Origin of the sequence: Streptomyces sp. NPDC048417 (genome assembly GCF_040651615.1) — a bacterium.
Lineage (GTDB): Bacteria > Actinomycetota > Actinomycetes > Streptomycetales > Streptomycetaceae > Streptomyces.
Map to the genome: position 1 here is coordinate 50,326 of NZ_JBEZKI010000043.1, position 15,965 is coordinate 66,290.

13 protein-coding genes are annotated in these 15,965 nt (G+C 70.0%); 5 read left to right on the forward strand and 8 right to left on the reverse strand.

Annotated elements, in window-relative coordinates:
• The first annotated feature begins 153 nt into the window (after positions 1-153).
• On the forward strand, positions 154-777 hold the full coding sequence (locus tag AB0D59_RS45045; protein ID WP_362577418.1) for a lasso peptide biosynthesis B2 protein: 624 nt from the start codon (positions 154-156) through the stop codon (positions 775-777).
• Between the two features lies 1 nt (position 778).
• Positions 779-2,599 carry an asparagine synthase-related protein gene (locus AB0D59_RS45050; RefSeq protein ID WP_362577420.1) on the forward strand — a complete coding sequence of 607 codons (1,821 nt, stop codon included), beginning with the start codon at positions 779-781 and terminating at the stop codon, positions 2,597-2,599.
• Here AB0D59_RS45050 and AB0D59_RS45055 read toward each other — a convergent pair.
• Positions 2,583-3,869, reverse strand: coding sequence for a hypothetical protein (locus tag AB0D59_RS45055; RefSeq protein WP_362577422.1), 1,287 nt, complete (start codon positions 3,867-3,869; stop codon positions 2,583-2,585). The genes AB0D59_RS45050 and AB0D59_RS45055 overlap by 17 nt on opposite strands.
• A 274-nt stretch (positions 3,870-4,143) precedes the next feature.
• Here AB0D59_RS45055 and AB0D59_RS45060 point away from each other — a divergent pair, with 274 nt between their 5' ends.
• Entirely contained in the window at positions 4,144-5,103 is a 960-nt protein-coding gene (locus AB0D59_RS45060; protein ID WP_362577424.1) for a TauD/TfdA family dioxygenase, read from the forward strand.
• Position 5,104: 1 nt separating this feature from the next.
• Here AB0D59_RS45060 and AB0D59_RS45065 read toward each other — a convergent pair whose 3' ends face one another.
• From AB0D59_RS45065 to AB0D59_RS45080, 4 genes are all read right to left on the reverse strand, one after another.
• The gene (locus AB0D59_RS45065) at positions 5,105-6,136 is read right to left on the reverse strand and encodes an LLM class flavin-dependent oxidoreductase (protein WP_362577426.1); all 1,032 of its coding nucleotides are present in this window, start codon (positions 6,134-6,136) and stop codon (positions 5,105-5,107) included.
• Positions 6,137-6,202: 66 nt separating this feature from the next.
• The gene (locus AB0D59_RS45070) at positions 6,203-7,705 is read right to left on the reverse strand and encodes a metallophosphoesterase (RefSeq protein ID WP_362577428.1); all 1,503 of its coding nucleotides are present in this window, start codon (positions 7,703-7,705) and stop codon (positions 6,203-6,205) included.
• Positions 7,706-7,767: 62 nt separating this feature from the next.
• Entirely contained in the window at positions 7,768-8,808 is a 1,041-nt protein-coding gene (locus AB0D59_RS45075; protein WP_362577430.1) for an MHYT domain-containing protein, read from the reverse strand.
• Positions 8,809-8,969: 161 nt separating this feature from the next.
• Positions 8,970-9,620 carry an NADPH-dependent F420 reductase gene (locus AB0D59_RS45080; protein ID WP_362577432.1) on the reverse strand — a complete coding sequence of 217 codons (651 nt, stop codon included), beginning with the start codon at positions 9,618-9,620 and terminating at the stop codon, positions 8,970-8,972.
• A 171-nt stretch (positions 9,621-9,791) separates the two neighbouring features.
• Between AB0D59_RS45080 and AB0D59_RS45085 the strand changes: the two genes are divergently transcribed.
• Positions 9,792-10,235, forward strand: coding sequence for a GNAT family N-acetyltransferase (locus tag AB0D59_RS45085; protein ID WP_362577434.1), 444 nt, complete (start codon positions 9,792-9,794; stop codon positions 10,233-10,235).
• A 258-nt stretch (positions 10,236-10,493) separates the two neighbouring features.
• Positions 10,494-12,896, forward strand: coding sequence for a M4 family metallopeptidase (locus AB0D59_RS45090; RefSeq protein WP_362577436.1), 2,403 nt, complete (start codon positions 10,494-10,496; stop codon positions 12,894-12,896).
• A 58-nt stretch (positions 12,897-12,954) separates the two neighbouring features.
• Here AB0D59_RS45090 and AB0D59_RS45095 read toward each other — a convergent pair whose 3' ends face one another.
• The 3 genes from AB0D59_RS45095 to AB0D59_RS45105 form a co-directional block, all read right to left on the reverse strand.
• Positions 12,955-14,154, reverse strand: a complete 1,200-nt coding sequence (locus AB0D59_RS45095; RefSeq protein ID WP_362577438.1) for a glycoside hydrolase family 64 protein — start codon at positions 14,152-14,154, stop codon at positions 12,955-12,957.
• A 157-nt stretch (positions 14,155-14,311) separates the two neighbouring features.
• A complete protein-coding gene (locus AB0D59_RS45100; protein ID WP_362577440.1) occupies positions 14,312-15,067 on the reverse strand; it encodes a dienelactone hydrolase family protein in 756 nt (251 codons plus the stop codon).
• Positions 15,068-15,179: 112 nt separating this feature from the next.
• Positions 15,180-15,800 carry an L-threonylcarbamoyladenylate synthase gene (locus AB0D59_RS45105; protein WP_362577441.1) on the reverse strand — a complete coding sequence of 207 codons (621 nt, stop codon included), beginning with the start codon at positions 15,798-15,800 and terminating at the stop codon, positions 15,180-15,182.
• Positions 15,801-15,965 lie beyond the last annotated feature (165 nt).

Sequence of the window (15,965 nt, forward strand, 5' to 3'; positions counted from 1 at the left end):
GCGATGTTGATCCGATTCCTGCGACGCCGTATGCCGCACGGACTTGTTCTTCTCGGGAACGGCCGTCTGATCCGAGGGTTCAGCGGCGGCGACTACGACGGTCACGGATACCAGTCCTGACGCGCCTGCACCCGTGAAATGGGAGGAGGCGCGGTGGCTCAGGACACCGATGCCCTCGTGGCCATGACGCGAATCCTTTCACCGCACTGCCGTGTCACCAGATTGTCCGGCGGGGCGCTCATCGCGGATTGGAAGCGGACGCGTTTTCTGGGAATGACGACGGCTGACGTCCAGAAGTTCGCCGGCGCGACGTCTGAGGAACGTGCGGAACTCGTCACCGGTCTCGTCCGAGCCGGATGCGCGACGGCCCGCCGAAAAGCGTACTTGGACGCCGAGATCGGGCTCTGGCTCCGCAGCGTGCACCTGCTGATCCGTACTCTGGGTTTCGGACGCGTCCTTCGGCTGCTGCCGCTGGCCGCCCCCGGCTACGCCCGCGCGGACACGCCTTCTGGGCAGGACGTCGCGCGATTGAAACGAGCGGTCCAAGTACACGGCCGCAGAAGCTGGTTCGTCGACGACGACTGCAAGTCCGAGGCCGTGACGGCATTCGTCCTTCTGCGACGGCGCGGCTTCAAGGCCACGCTGCATGTCGGTGTGCGTGAGCACCCGTTCGCCCTGCACGCGTGGACGGCGGCGGGCGGACTGTGCATTCCGGCCGCCGATCCGCGAGGGCACGCCTTCACGCCGGTTCTGTCGATCGGCAGCGGAAGCGAGTGACATGGAAGCGCTCCGGCTCGACTGGTCCGGGGGCATGGCGAAGCTCTGGACCACCGAGGCCATGGTCCGACAGGGACTCGTGACGACGGCCACCTCTCAGGCCGGCACCGCGGCGGTCGTCGGGTGGGCCGGCTCGGTCCATGACCGCCGGACAGGCGCACGCGCTCTCCTCGACGCCTTCGACCGCTCCGGAGCCGAACCGCCACTGCCGACCGGTGACTTCGCGGCTGTTCTGGTGTACCGCGACCGTGTGTTGCTGATCCGGGACGAGCAGGCACGCATCCCGCTGTTCTTCAGAGAGTCCGATGGCCGCGTGAGCGCTGCGAGCACCTCGGCGCGCAGCCTGGGCGACGCCGCGGAGCTGGAACGCCGTTACTTCTGCCGTTACCTGACCGGGAACCTGGCCCAACAGCACTCGGAGTTGAGCCCGTTCACGGGGGTACACCGTGTTCTCGGCGGCGAGGTGGTGGAGCTGTCGGCCGCCGGGCGGATGCGGGGCCGGGCCGCGCTTCGCGCCTGTCGGGTCGACGGCCCAACGGCTCCGGCCCCGGACGGACTCGGCCTCAGCGTGGCCGGGCAGGACCTGCGCCGCGCCCTGGAGCATGCCGTCGGGCGCCGCCTGGGCAGGACGACCGCATGTCACGTCTCCGGAGGCACCGACTCCACCAGCGTCGCATTGCTCGCGGCGCGCCTGCTCGCGGAGACAGCGGGCACGTCCGCCGACCTGGTCCTGCTCGCCGGGCGCTTCGGCATGGGAGAACTGGCCGGCGAGCGGCCGTACCTCGACGAGGCGATCGAGGCGGTCCGCCGGCACGCACCAGCGGCCCATCCGGTGATCGTCGAGGCCGACGACGTGGCCGACTTCGATGACTTCCAGCGCCATGCGGGAGACCCGGACGAGCCTCATGCCCACGCCTTCCGCGCCCCGTTCTGGAGCAGGCTGCATGCCGACGCGGCGGAGCTCGGCTGCGACATCCTGCTGACAGGCTGCGGAGCCGATCCGGTCGTGGACACCAACCCGCTTCACCTGCACCGGCTGGCCCGCTCCGGACGGCTCCGGGAGCTGACGAGGCAGGCACGTGCCCGTGCCGCGGCCGGTGAACGAGGGGTGCGGGAGATCGTCCGTACCCATGTGGTGCAGCCGACGCTTCCGCTGGTGGCCGAACGGGTCACCAGGCTGGTCCATCGTGGAACGGTACTCGGAGGGCTTGGCAACTTCACCCGCCCGCCCTGGCTGCGACCCGGATTCGCGCGGGCTCACGGCTACCGCGCGGCCAGCATCGCCGAGAGCCGCTTCGTGTTCGGGAGCAGGCCGGAACAGTCGCTCTACGACGCGGCCAACTACCTTGCCGCTCCCGACCCGTTGTCCTGGCGCTACGCACAGCAGCACGGGTTCTTCCTCTCGCACCCCTTCCTCGACCCGGAGGTGATCGCGACGATGCGGCACCTCCCCGCCGACACCACGTCGCAAGGAGGCCGTTCGAAGGCGGTGCTGCGCGCGGCCATGGCGGATCTGCTCCCGCCCGGGATACACGGCCGAACGGCCAAGATCCCCTTCAACGACCTCTACGTCCGTGGTCTACGGGCACACGGCGACGAACTCATCGACCTCTGCCGCTCCGCACGGCATCCGCTGATCGCGGAGATGTTCGACGTCGACACCCTGTGCCGGGCGGTGAGGGAGGCTCAGCTGGGGATGGGCGACTCGTACTCCTGGGACCGTATGAACGGCTCGCTGGCCTTGGTGGTGTGGCTGGAGCGACTGCTGGATCAGCGTTCACCGGCACCCGGTGCGGCCGTGCCGGTCATTGCCGACCCTTGATGTCCCACAGGGTCCGTGCTACCGGGCCCGAATCCACAATGCGGAGGCCGTACCGGTCCTCCGTCGCTTTCTGGGTTTCGTCCTTGCCGCCTTCCTTACTGATGATTTCCGTGATGTTTGCGCCGTGCAGGCCGAACTGCCAATAGACAGTGACGTACCGGGGGTCCCTCGTCCTCTCGTCGATCGCGTTGTTTTCGTGAAGCCTGCTCTTGTAGATGAGGGAGTCGGACTCCTTCTGCTGCTTCAGCCATGGGGGTGCCTGGCTGCTGCTCCAGCTGTAACCGTCGGCGTGGAGCCGTTCAATGGACACGCGGTCCTTGCGCGTCATGTGTGCGCTGGCGTAGAACACTACCTGGTCGTACGGCGTGTCCTTGGGCAGTTGCACGACGACTTGGGTGGTGACGGTGTCGTTCGCGCTGATCGGTTCTCCGTAGCGCATCCATGGTTGGGCGTCCACCAGATCACCCGGCTGGTGCATCTCTCTGCGCGACACCGGATTCGACCGCTCGAGTGTGGACCACTGCTGGGCATCGGCTCGCCACTTGTGGCGGAGCTGGTCCTTCGGGCTCAGCGGCACCCGTTGCCCCATGGCATGGAATTCGGTGCCGAGCACGTCGAAACTCAGATCGCCGTGGTTCTCAAGGGTGATTTCGACCGGCACGGAGAATGCCTTTCGATCCGGACTCATCACCGGGTCCCTCGCGGTCAGCTTGATGACGGGCCGGACCTCCCGCTGGGACGGCAGGTAGAGACTCTGATACCCGAAATTTCCCAGCGCGACGACGGTGGTGGCGAGCAGCGCCGTGGCCACCCGCTTCGGAGCGGGAATCACGGCCAACGTCCGCCACACGGCGAAGAAGGCCCATGCCGAACCCACCGTGAGGGCGCCGAACAACGCCTTGTAACCGATCGAATCGGCATCGCTCAGCAACTCGAAGAAGAACAGCATGTTGGCCACGAAAGCCGCGAACGCACCGAGCAGGGCCACCAGGCCGGAGCTGGGGAAAGTGCGCCACAGCCAGTGGTCCACGAGCGCGGTGGCGCCCAGGAACGAGGTGAAGGCGACGGCGACGAGCACCGCACCGGCGAGGCGACCGGGAAAGGTAAAGGCGCCTGCCAGATCCCTGATACCGAAAGAGCCCAGCATCGCGGCCGTCAGGACGAGGACCAGCAGGGTCGGTACCAAGCACACACGCGACTGTTTGTTGTGCGCCAGAGCCCGTTGCGCCCGCACACGCGAGGAGTCCCGCGAGTTGTTGCGAAGGCTCACGTGGCCACCCGCTGACGCGGCAGGCTGTGCAGCCCCATGCCGACGGCAAGCGGCCTCGCCGGTCGGCGTCGGCCTGCGTCAACGGTTTTCACGGGCTTCTCCTTCGCGGGCCACAGCCGACCGAGGGGTCTGCCGCCAGGGATTTCGTGATCATCGTCTCCGGTGATCCGTTCGATCGCCATTCGCGTGCCTCCGGATGGGAGCCCCATGCGTCACCGCGTCTCCCGCTGGGGTACTTCTGTAGAGGCCGGTACCGACGACCAGCGGAGCGCGCATGACGACGGGAAGCAGCACGGGGAACCAGGCGGCCGAGGTGAAACCCGTCGCCGGGCACATCGGCGCCGAGATCACCGGGGTCGACCTCACCGAACACCTCGACGACGCCGTGGTCGCGCTGATTCGGGAGGCCGTGCTGCGCTGGAAGGTCGTCTTCTTCCGGGACCAGCGGCTGGATCACGCCGGGCATGTCGCCTTCGCGCGCCGCTTCGGTGAACCGGTCGTCCTTGGGCGTCGGGGCAGTGCCTCGCCCGCCGCCTTCCCCGAGGTGGAGACCACCGCCGACCGGCTGGAGCTGGGCGGACGGTTCGGGATGGAGCACGAGGAGTGGCTCCAGCGGCGCCGGCACACCCTGCTGCGCGGCTGGCACTGCGACCACGGTGCCCGGATCGACCCGCCCGCCGCGACCATCCTGCGCGCCGAGACCGTTCCGCCGTACGGCGGCGACACCACCTGGGCCAACCTGGCCGCCGCCTACGCCGGGCTCTCCGTACCCGTGCGCGCCTTCGTCGACGGACTGCGCGCCGAGCACCGCCTGGGCGTCGGCTACCAGCCGCGGCCCGGCGACGACTCCTACCTCCGCCATCTCCTCGACCATCAGGTCGCCTCGGTGCACCCGCTGGTGCGCGTCCACCCGGAGACCGGCGAGCGGGTGCTGTACGTCAACGGCTACTACGTCGAGCAGATCACCGACGTCTCCCGCCCTGAGAGCGCCGCGCTCCTGGAGATGCTGCTCGAACAGGCGGTACGGCCCGAGTACACGGTCCGCTTCCGCTGGGAGCCCGGCAGCGTCGCCTTCTGGGACAACCGGGCCACCATCCATCTCGCGCCCGGCGACAACGCCCACCTCGGCTTCCCCCGGGTCATGCACCGGGTGATGCTGCACGGCGAGGTGCCGGTCGGCGTGGACGGCAGGCCGTCGGAGCCGGTGACCGGCACGGAGGTGGGCCGTTGGTGACTCAGGCGCCCGGGTGCGGCCGGCCCAGTGCCGGGCCCAGCCGGGTCGCCATGTCGGTCAGGATCTGCACGTAGTCCTCGTGCTCGAACGTGAACGGCAGCGCGAACGCCACCTCGTCGACCTCGCGGAACGCGGCGTGCGCGTGCAGCTGTTCGGCGATCTCGGCCGAGGTGCCCACCAGGTCCGGTGCGAACAGCAGCCGCGCCGGCCCCTGCGGGGCCGTGGTGCGGGGCAGCCGCTTGGCCACGTACGCCTCGTACTTGGCGCGCTGCTCGGGCGTGGCGGAGTCGGTGGGGATGACGACCAGGCCCTGCGAGACCCGGGCCGCCTCGCCGTCCGGGTGGTGGGCCCGGAACTCACGGATGTGCGAGAGCTGGATCTCCGCGAAGTCGTACGCGTCCTTCCGGTCCCCGGCCCGCACGACACTGCTGGTCAGGAAGTTCATGCCGTGCTCGCCCGCCCAGCGTGCGGAGCCGAGACTGCCGCCGCCGTACCAGAGCCGGTGCCCGAGACCGGGGGAGTGCGGCTGGACCACGTCGGAGAACACCTCGAAGCCCTCGACCCCGCTGAAGTCGGTGGCAGGCTTGCCCCGGACGTGGTCCAGCAGCCGCTGCACCCGCTCGTAGCTGAAGTCCTCGGCGTCGGCCGTGTCCGGGTAGAGGGCCTCCCTGACCTGGTCGTAGTGCATGGGCGGGCCCACGCTCACGCCGGGGTTGAGGCGGCCGCCGGACAGGATGTCGACGGTCGCCAGGTCCTCGGCGAGCCGCAGCGGGTTCTCCCAGCCCAGCGGGATCACCGCGGTGCCCAGTTCGATACGGCTGGTGCGCTGCGAGGCCGCCGCGAGGACGGCCACCGGGGACGAGATGCCGTACTGGAGGTGCCGGTGCCGTACCCACGCGCTGTCGAAGCCCAGCCGCTCGCCCAGCTCGATGATCTCCAGCGTGGACTCGTGCCCCTTGCCCGGATCCGACCCGTCGAACAGGCCGATGGTGAGGAAGCCCAGTCTGCGCAGGGGGCGGGGGGTGGACGGCACGGGTCCTCCAGCGGTAGTACGTCAGTTCTGCCCCGATTGTGGCACTCGAACATTGCGGGAGTGTGATCAGACGAGCGGGATGGTGATCTCGTCCTCGACCGGTGGATCCAGCTCCTGCGCACGGTTCCCGGTCGCGGCGAAGCAGCGCAGCCGTACCGCCTCCGGGCTCACGTCGAGGCGCAGGAAGCACTTGAAGAAGGGCGGGGTGTAGGTGGCCGAACCCGGGGAGAACAGCTGGGTGTAGATCTTCTTCACCGGCAGCCGGAAGCGGGAGGTGCGGTCCGGGCGGCCGCCGGCGCCGAGCAGGCTCGCCACCAACCGGGTGCGGCGGGTGACCCGGGTGTCCGGGCCGGGCGCGCGGCCGGGCTTGATGCCGAGGCGCTCGGCGATCACGGCCGTCGCCTCCGCCGCGGTGAGCGTGAAGAACCGGGGCATGCGCAGCCGGCGGCCGTACAGCCGGCTGTAGAAGGCCAGGGAGTCGCCGCGCAGCGGGTAGCAGCGGAAGTCGTCCTCGGTGACGTTCGCCACGGAGACCCGCGGGATGGTGTGGGTGGCGTGCATGAAGGCACCGCCGCCGCCCGCGACCACGTACTGGATGGTGCGGCCGGCCACGTCGACCGGGTAGCGCTGGTAGTTGTGGATGTCGCCGCCGATCGCCGCCACATAGTGGTGGGCGGGGTCACGGACGATGTCGTCGACCGTGCCGCCGCCCTCGATCGGGCAGGGGTGGTGCTCGCCGTCCACGTACAGCGGGGAGCCGGTGACCAGGATCTTCGGGCGCGGCCCCCGCGACACCTCCCGCAGCCAGGCGCCCTGTTCGGCGTCGACCGTGCCGAGCAGACCGGTGTCGATGCCGACGATCCGGACCGGGCCGGCGTCGATGGCCCAGTAGGGGCCGGGCTGTACGGCGTGCTGCTCCGGCGTCGGCCGCAACTTCCGGGCCTCCGCCAGGAGTTGCTCGTCGGCCGGGCTCGGCCGGTGCCACAGCAGGGTGCGCCACCAGGCGCGGGAGAGGGGGCGCGGCTTCGGCTCGGGCGGGAGCGGCGGGACGTCGTCGCAGAAGACGCGCATGAACGCGCCGAGGTCCTCGTACCAGTCGTGGTTGCCGGGTATCGCGTATATCGGCGCCGGATAGTCCTGGTACGGGCGGAAGAACTTGGTGCCGTAGTCGTCGGTGGCACCTACCGGATAGATCACGTCGCTCGCGATCACGGCGAAGTCGGTGTCCTGACTCGCCTTCAGGAAGCCGGGCACGACGGCGTACTGGGAGTCGTCGCCCTCACCGGTGTCGCCGATCACCATGAACGAGAACCGGTCGGCCTCATCACGCCGGATCACCTTGTCGGCGGCTGCGCCGGCGGCCGCCCGCTGCGCCACCCAGCGGCTGCGGGTACGGCCGGTCGGGTCGCCGAACCAGGACGCCAGCACGCCGTTGCGGGCGGCCCACATGGTCCTGGGGTTGAACCAGAACAGCTTCTCGACATGGCCCGGCATCAGCCGGCGATAGGCACCGCGCTCGGCCTCGCCCCAGCCGGCGCCTTCTGCTGTTTCGCGTGAGGAGTCAGACACGCGGGCACCGTAGCAACGATCAACGAGCGGGTGAGGCGGAGGGGTTGGTTTCTGCGAGGTGGTCACCATTCGTAGGGGTTGGAGGGGGCGCCGTACGGGCCCTCCGGGCGGGCGGGGGTGCCGTGCCGGCCGGTGCCACCGGGAGCCGGGCGGTCCGGCGTTCCGTAGCGGTCCGGGGTGGCCGGTGCGGTGCGCGCCGCCGTGCCGGGCTGGATCGCGCCGCCGCCCGGTGCCGGGCGCGCGGGACGGCCGTGCCGCCTCCCGGGTGTGCGTCCGCCGCGCGGTCCCGGTGGCCGTGACCGGGCCGCCCGGGGCGGGGGCACCGGCCTGTCCGTCCCGGCGCCCGCCTGCCGGTTCCAGTCTCCTTCGCCGAGGACCAGCAGCGGGTCGAACATCACCACCACCCCGGCCAGCAGCAGGAAGACGGCCGGGCCCAGCAGCATGGGCAGCAGCAGTGAGGTCGGTGACGCGCTCGACCAGGAGGTGGCGGACGCCGGGTGCACATCGACGCTCACGGCCGCCATGGCGGTGAAGTGCATGCCGAACACCGCCAGGCCCATCACCAGGCTGGCGCCCAGGCTCGCCATGAAGCCCCGGACCGACACCGCGGCCCACAGGGCGGCCGTCGCCGCCGCGATCGCGATCAGCACCGAGAGGGCGACCGTGACCGGGGCGTAGTGAATCGTTCCGTCAAGGCGGAGCGCGGCCATGCCCAGGTAGTGCATGGCCGCCACCCCGAGACCGGTGATGACGCCCGCCGTCGAGAGCGTTCCGGCGGTCGCGCCCCGGTAGCCGACCGCGAAGACACCGATGCCGACCACCAGGATCGCCACCGCCAGACTGAGCAGGGTCAGGGCCACGTCGTAGCGGATCGTGGTCTCCTGGACATGGAAGCCGATCATCGCGATGAAGTGCATCGTCCAGATGCCACAGCCGATCGAGGCCGCCCCCAGCGCGAGCCAGCCGGGCTTCCACGACTGCCCGCTGTGGTGGAGCGACCGGACGATGCAGCGCAGCCCCAGGGCTCCGCCCAGACAGGCCATCAGATAGGCCGCCACCGGAGTGACCGCGCCGTAGTGGAACCCGCTTGTCGTGCCGTGCATAAATGCAACTCCCCCCAGAGTCACGGCTGTTGTGGGGGAAGGTACTACGCGCCGGGGGCGTGCGCCCCGGCATTCACCGGGACTTCGGCTGCCGCTCGGACACCACGGGTCGGCGCGGCTTCTCCACGGGCCGTTCTCGGCCGGGGCGGCGCGGCAGCGGCTCAGGGTGCGACGATCTTGATCGCGCTCATCCAGCCGTGCCCCTCGGGGCGGGTCTGCAGGGCCATGTGCAGCAACTGGATGCCCTCCAGTTCGCGGGCGTGGCGCAGTCCGCCGACGACCACCGGGTTGAGCCCGCCGGAGGAGACCAGCTCGGCCACCTGGTCGCGGGCCGCCGCGTCGTCACCCGCGATGAACACGTCCAGCGGCAGCCCGCCGACCTCGCCCGCGACCAGCGCGCCCGCGAACGTGGTGTTGAAGGCCTTCACCACCCGGGTGCCCGGCGCGGCGGCCTCCGCGATCTGCTGGGCGCCGGAGCTGCCCGGCGGTACGGTGAGCGAGTCGAAGGTGGCGAAGTCCACCGGGTTGGAGATGTCGACGACCGTCTTCCCGGCGAGATGGTCCCCGTACTCGGCCACCACCTGCTTGGCCACGTCGAACGGCACGGCCAGCACCACCACGTCGGCCGACCCGACCGCGTCCGGTACGGCGGGTGCCACATCGGCGCCGGACATCCGCTCGCCCAGCGCGTCGGCGAGGTTGGCGGCCTTCGCCGGATCGGTGCCGACCAGCCGGACCATGTGCCCGCCCGCCAGGGCCCGGGTGGCGATACCGCCCGCCATGTTGCCTGTGCCGACGATGAAGACCCGCATGGGTGAGCCCTTTCCGTGGGGTGGGAGCTGGATCAGGATAAACAGGATGAATCGGCAAACCTGTCGCGACTCGGGCTGGGTGCGGGGTGTTTCGCCGTCACGCGGTGGAGCGCGCTCCGTACTGCGGGGTGCCGACGAGGAGCACCGGGCCACTGGGTAGCCTGGCCCGTCATGGGGGACTGGGAGATGCGGCCGGCGTCGCCGGCGGACGTCGAGGCGGTGGCCGAGCTGCGCGCCGTCGTGCTGCGGGACGATCTGGAGCGGCTCGGGCGGTACGACCCGCGACGCGTCCGGCAGCGGCTGCGGGACGGGTTCGACGCGGCCCACACCTGGGTGATCGAGGTGGGCGGCGCCTTCGCCGGCTGTGTCGCGCTGCGGCCGGCTGCCGACGCCCACTGGCTGGAACACTTCTATCTGGCCCCGGAGGCCCAGGGCGCCGGCATCGGTTCGGGCGTGCTGCGCGAGCTGCTGGAGCGGTGCGACCGTGACGGCGTCCGCGTCCGGCTGAACGTCCTGCGCGGCAGCGCGGCCGGGCGGCTGTACGAGCGGCACGGGTTCACCGTCGAGACCGCGGACCCGGTGGACGTGTTCATGGTGCGCACGCCGTCCACGTGAGCCCCGTTCTTCCCCGACCGCCTCACCCGGCATAGGGAAAACCCTTGATTGACCTCGACGTGGCTGACATGAGCGGGTCAAGGCTGGAATCCTCGCTCAGCACACGCTTTCTCCATGGCGTGTTCACGGATCACGGACCCCGTATCCCGGTCCTCCCGATCCCGGTCCCCGCACAGCTCAGCTCGTCCCGGACAGCACACCCCGTCTGCCCGGTCTGTCACCGGCCGCGACCCGGCGGCCGCAGCAGGAGGAGTACGAGTGAGACGTCTTCCCCACAGACGCGCCACGGTAGGAGCCGCCCTGGTCTCCACCGTGGCGTTCCTCGCCGTCGGCATCCAGTCGGTTCCGGCGAACGCCAAGCCCGCCGCCCCCCACCCCAGCCCCCTTCGCGCCGGCGGCCTGGAGGCCAAGCTCAGCCCCGCCCAGCACACCGCGCTGATCAAGAGCGCCCGGCAGCAGACCGCCGCGACCGCCCGCACCATCGGCCTCGGCGCCAAGGAGAAGCTCGTCGTCAAGGACGTCGTCAAGGACAGCGACGGCACCCTGCACACCCGCTACGAGCGCACCTACGCCGGCCTTCCGGTCCTCGGCGGCGACCTGATCGTGCACACCCCGCCCGCCTCCCTCGCGGCCGGCACGGTCAGCACCACCTTCAACAACAAGCACACCATCAAGGTCGCCTCCACCACCGCGACCTTCACCAAGACCGCCGCCGCGACCAAGGCGCTCAGGACCGCCGAGGCCCTCGACGCCAAGAAGCCCGCCACCGACAGCGCCCGCAAGGTGATCTGGGCCGGCAACGGCACGCCGAAGCTCGCCTGGGAGACCGTGGTCGGCGGCTTCCAGGACGACGGCACCCCCAGCCAGCTGCACGTCATCACGGACGCCACCACCGGCAAGGAGCTGTACCGCTACCAGGCGGTCAAGTCCGGCACCGGCAACACCCAGTACAGCGGCACGGTGACGCTGAACACGACCCTGTCGGGTTCGACGTACCAGCTGTACGACACCACGCGCGGCGGCCACAAGACGTACAGCCTCAACAACGGCACGTCGGGCACCGGCACCCTGATGACCGACACCGACGACGTCTGGGGCACCGGATCCGGCTCCAACACCCAGACCGCCGGCGCCGACGCGGCCTACGGCGCCCAGATGACCTGGGACTTCTACAAGAACACCTTCGGGCGCAGCGGCATCAAGAACGACGGCGTCGCCGCGTACTCCCGCGTCCACTACAGCACGGCGTACGTCAACGCCTTCTGGGACGACTCCTGCTTCTGCATGACCTACGGCGACGGCACGAGCAGCACCCACGCCCTGACCTCGCTCGACGTGGCCGGCCACGAGATGAGCCACGGTGTCACCTCCAACACCGCGGGTCTCAACTACACCGGTGAGTCCGGCGGGTTGAACGAGGCGACCTCGGACATCTTCGGCACCGGCGTGGAGTTCTACGCGGCCAACTCCTCCGACGTCGGTGACTACCTCATCGGCGAGAAGATCGACATCAACGGCGACGGCACCCCGCTGCGCTACATGGACGAGCCCGACAAGGACGGCGGCTCCGCGGACAGCTGGTACTCCGGCGTCGGCAACCTCGACGTGCACTACTCCTCGGGCCCCGCGAACCACATGTTCTACCTGCTCTCCGAGGGCAGCGGCACCAAGACCATCAACGGCGTCACCTACAACAGCCCGACCTCCGACGGCGTCGCCGTCGCCGGCATCGGCCGGGCGGCGGCCCTGCAGATCTGGTACAAGGCGCTGACGACGTACATGACGTCCAGCACCAACTACGCGGCCGCCCGGACCGCCGCGCTCAACGCCGCGACAGCTCTGTACGGCGCGAGCTCCACCCAGTACGCGGGTGTGGCCAACGCCTTCGCGGGCATCAACGTCGGCAGCCACGTCACCCCGCCGACCTCGGGGGTGACGGTCACCAACCCGGGCAGCCAGTCCTCGACCGTGGGCACCGCGGTCAGCCTGCAGGTCTCGGCGAGCAGCACCAACAGCGGCTCGCTGACCTACGCGGCGACCGGACTGCCGACCGGCCTGTCGATCAACAGCTCCACCGGCGTCATCTCCGGCACCCCGACGACGGCGGGCACCTACAGCACGACCGTCACGGTGACCGACTCCACGGGCGCCACCGGCACCGCCTCCTTCACCTGGACCGTCAGTTCCAGCGGGGGCGGCGGCAGTTGCACCGCCACCCAGCTCCTCGGCAACGCGGGCTTCGAGTCCGGCAACACCACCTGGACCGCCACCAGCGGAGTCATCACCAACGACACCGACCAGGCGGCACACGCGGGCTCGTACAAGGCCTGGCTGGACGGCTACGGCTCGACCCACACCGACACGCTCTCGCAGTCGGTGACGATCCCGAGCGGCTGCACCAACACCACGTTCACGTTCTACCTGCACATCGACACCGCCGAGACCACCACCAGCACCCAGTACGACAAGCTGACGGTCGCCGCCGGTTCGACCACCCTGGGCACGTTCTCCAACCTCAACGCGGCCTCCGGGTATGTGCAGAAGTCCTTCAACCTCGGTTCCTTCGCGGGCAGCACCGTGACCCTCAAGTTCACGGGTGTCGAGGACTCCTCGCTCCAGACCAGCTTCGTCGTCGACGACACCGCCGTGACGACCGGCTGACGTACGGAAAAGGTGAGCGTCCCGCACCCGGACTCCGGGTGCGGGACGCTCGGCCGGGTCAGCTCAGCGGGTCCAGCGTGAGGTACGCCTGCTGCGGGTTGCCGTCGTTGACCAGCGACTCCTGGTTGCCGACGTCGTCGAAGGCGAATGCGTAGGCCTTGCCGTCGGCCATCTGGGCGTGGATCTTGCGCGCGTAGTGATTGGTGACCGTGTCCAGGTAGAAGTCGGCCGGGTTGGTGTCCGGCTGGTTCGCACTGGTCAGCAGCGTCGACCGGTTGAAGCCAGCGCAGAGTGTGCGCGAAATCGGGCCGCGTACCTGGTCGTTGGGCGCGTCGAGCAGGTTGTGGCAGCCGAAGATGCTGTTCGCGTCCGGCTTCTGGAAGCTCGTCACCACCGCTCCGGCGGAGTTGGTGAAGTTCATGACGCTGCCCGAGACCCGGCCGTAGTACTTGGTGTTCGGCTGGTCGGCGAACGGCGTGACGGTCAGGGTCGACGTCGAGTACTTGGACCAGACCCGGTTGACGTAGTCGTCCATGACGGTCGACGGCAGCGCCCCGGTCTCCACGCCGTACAGCGGGGAGAGCGCGCGGAGCACGGTGCCGTCGGAGCGGGTCTGGATCAGGTTCGCCCAGCCGCCGGGCTGCCCGCGCAGGGCGCTGAAGAACCCGTTGTAGCCGCCGGACTTGAGGTGCCCGGTGCTGGCCGTGCTGCCGTCGGAGCGCTGCACCCCGACCGCGTACGGCACCGAGAACATGTCCACCTGGGTGCTGTTGATCCACAGACCCGAGTCGTTCAGCGTGTACTCGGACCAGTTGAAGAGGATGTTGCGGTTGGGGTCGGTCGGGTTCTGCACCGCGGGCTGCACCAGGCCGCCGGTGGTCAGTCTGAAGTCCAGCTTCTGGCCGTAGGAGAAGTAGATCCGGCCGGAGAACTTCGGGATCCGGATCGTCTTCGACTGACCCGCCGCCGGGCCCGTGATCGAGGCGTCCGGCGCGGGGGTCGGCGGGTTGCCGCCGGCCGGCCAGGCGTGGAAGGTGCCGTTCGCGTCGTCCCAGCCCTGTTGGCCGGTGGAGAGCTGGGTGCCGAGGTCGTAGACGTACACCTGGTCGCCGCGGCCGGAGTTGTTGGTGATCTTGAGCGGGATCGTGTCCGGCACCGCCGCTTCGGCCGGGTGCGGGGTGCCCAGGGTGAGCACCCCGCCGATCAGCGCCGCAGCGGCCGCCAGGGGCAGCGTCCGGCGTGCGAGTCCTGTGCGCACTCTCCACCTCCGTGTGGGGTCGGGGTCGTACGGACATTGGTCCGTACCAGTCTGAGAGCGCTCTCAGCGTGGCGGCGGGGCGGGTTCATGTCAATGAGCGGGACGGAATCGGGGGCCCGTCGGCCGACGGGCCCCCGATTCCTGGGACGCGGTGGGATCAGAAGGTGCGCTTCAGCAGACCGAGCAGCGCGTCCCAGTGGCGCTCGTCGGCCTCGGCGGAGTACGACGGGGTGTCGGCCTGGGTGTAGCCGTGGTCGGCGCCCCGGTAGATCTCGCAGGTGTTGCGGACACCGGCGGCGGTGAGTGCCTCCTCGAAGGTGCGGATCTGCTCCTCGGTCATCGACTGGTCCTGGTCGGCGAAGCCGAAGTACACCTCCGCCCTGATCCCGGGGGCCAGCAGGTGCGGGCTGTCCGCGTCCTCGGTGACCAGGCGGCCGCCGTGGAAGCCGCCCGCGGCCGCGACCCGGTCCGGGAACGCGGCGGCGGTCCGCACGGCCAGCCGGGCGCCCATGCAGTAGCCGGTGATCGCGACCGGCCCGTCGGCCACCAGCGGGCTCTCGGCCAGCCAGTCGAGGTAGGCGGCCGAGTCCCGGTCGCTGAACTCGGGCGTCAGCGACATCATGATCGGCATGATCCGCTGCCAGATCGTCGGGTCCGCCGAGGGGTCGATGAACTCGGGGAGGTCGATGACCGGCGTGCGGCCACTGCGGTAGAAGACGTTGGGGACCAGCACCGTGTAGCCCGCGCCGGCGAGCCGGTCCGCCATCGACTTCAGGTGCGGGCGAATGCCGAAGGCGTCCTGGTAGAAGAGAACGCCGGGGTGCGGGAGTCCGTCGGCGGGGTGGGCCAGGTAGGCGTCGGCGACGCCGTCCTCGGTGGTGATGTCCACGTCGGTTCCCTGTACGGCGGTCATGGCGCAGTGCCTCTCTGTGGAGTCGGCGTCGGGTCGGGGGAGGCCCGGCGCGGCGTGTCACGATCATCGTGGCACGCGAAGGTGAGAGGGCCGTCGCGCGGGGACCCCGGTGTCACTCGAAGCGCGAGGTGTCTCCCGCGCCCCGGCGGACAATCGCCGCCTCGCCGTCGGAGAAGTCGATGACCGTGGTCGGCTCGGTGCCGCAGTCACCGGAGTCGACCACCGCGTCCACCTGGTGGTCGAGCCGGTCCTTGATCTCCCAGCCCTGGGTCAGCGGCTCCTTCTCGTCCGGCAGCAGCAGGGTGCTGGACAGCAGCGGCTCGCCCAGCTCCGCCAGCAGTGCCTGGGTGACCACATGGTCGGGGATACGGACCCCGACGGTCTTCTTCTTCGGGTGCAGCAACTTGCGCGGCACCTCCCGGGTCGCCGGCAGGATGAAGGTGTAGCTGCCGGGGGTCGACGCCTTCACGGCCCGGAACACGTCGTTGTCGACGCGCACGAACTGGCCGAGCTGGGCGAAGTCGCGGCACATCAGGGTGAAGTGATGCCGGTCGTCCAGGTGCCGGATGCCGCGGATCCGGTCGATGCCGTCGCGGCTGCCGAGCTGGCAGCCCAGCGCGTAGCAGGAGTCGGTCGGGTATGCGATGAGTGACCCCGAGCGCACCGCGTCGGCGATCTGGGAGATGCTGCGCGGCTGCGGATTGTCGGGGTGCACGTCGAAGTACTTCGCCATTCGACGAGCTTATGCCGTACGGGGCCGGAGGGCCGCGTGGACCCGGCGGGACGGGTACGGCCCCGGGTCGGTGTGGACCCGGCGGGACGAGTGACGGTCGTGGGTCGGTGTGGACCCGGCGGGACAAGTGCGGCCCCGGGTCGGTGCGCACTTCGTGGGACGGGT

What these genes read in the sequence shown, in the direction of transcription:
- AB0D59_RS45050 (WP_362577420.1), top strand. Translation starts at nt 779, where the DNA reads ATGGAAGCGCTCCGGCTCGACTGGTCCGGGGGCATGGCGAAGCTCTGG.
- AB0D59_RS45060 (WP_362577424.1), top strand. Translation starts at nt 4,144, where the DNA reads ATGACGACGGGAAGCAGCACGGGGAACCAGGCGGCCGAGGTGAAACCC.
- AB0D59_RS45075 (WP_362577430.1), bottom strand. Translation starts at nt 8,808, where the DNA reads ATGCACGGCACGACAAGCGGGTTCCACTACGGCGCGGTCACTCCGGTG.
- AB0D59_RS45080 (WP_362577432.1), bottom strand. Translation starts at nt 9,620, where the DNA reads ATGCGGGTCTTCATCGTCGGCACAGGCAACATGGCGGGCGGTATCGCC.
- AB0D59_RS45085 (WP_362577434.1), top strand. Translation starts at nt 9,792, where the DNA reads ATGGGGGACTGGGAGATGCGGCCGGCGTCGCCGGCGGACGTCGAGGCG.
- AB0D59_RS45100 (WP_362577440.1), bottom strand. Translation starts at nt 15,067, where the DNA reads ATGACCGCCGTACAGGGAACCGACGTGGACATCACCACCGAGGACGGC.
- AB0D59_RS45105 (WP_362577441.1), bottom strand. Translation starts at nt 15,800, where the DNA reads ATGGCGAAGTACTTCGACGTGCACCCCGACAATCCGCAGCCGCGCAGC.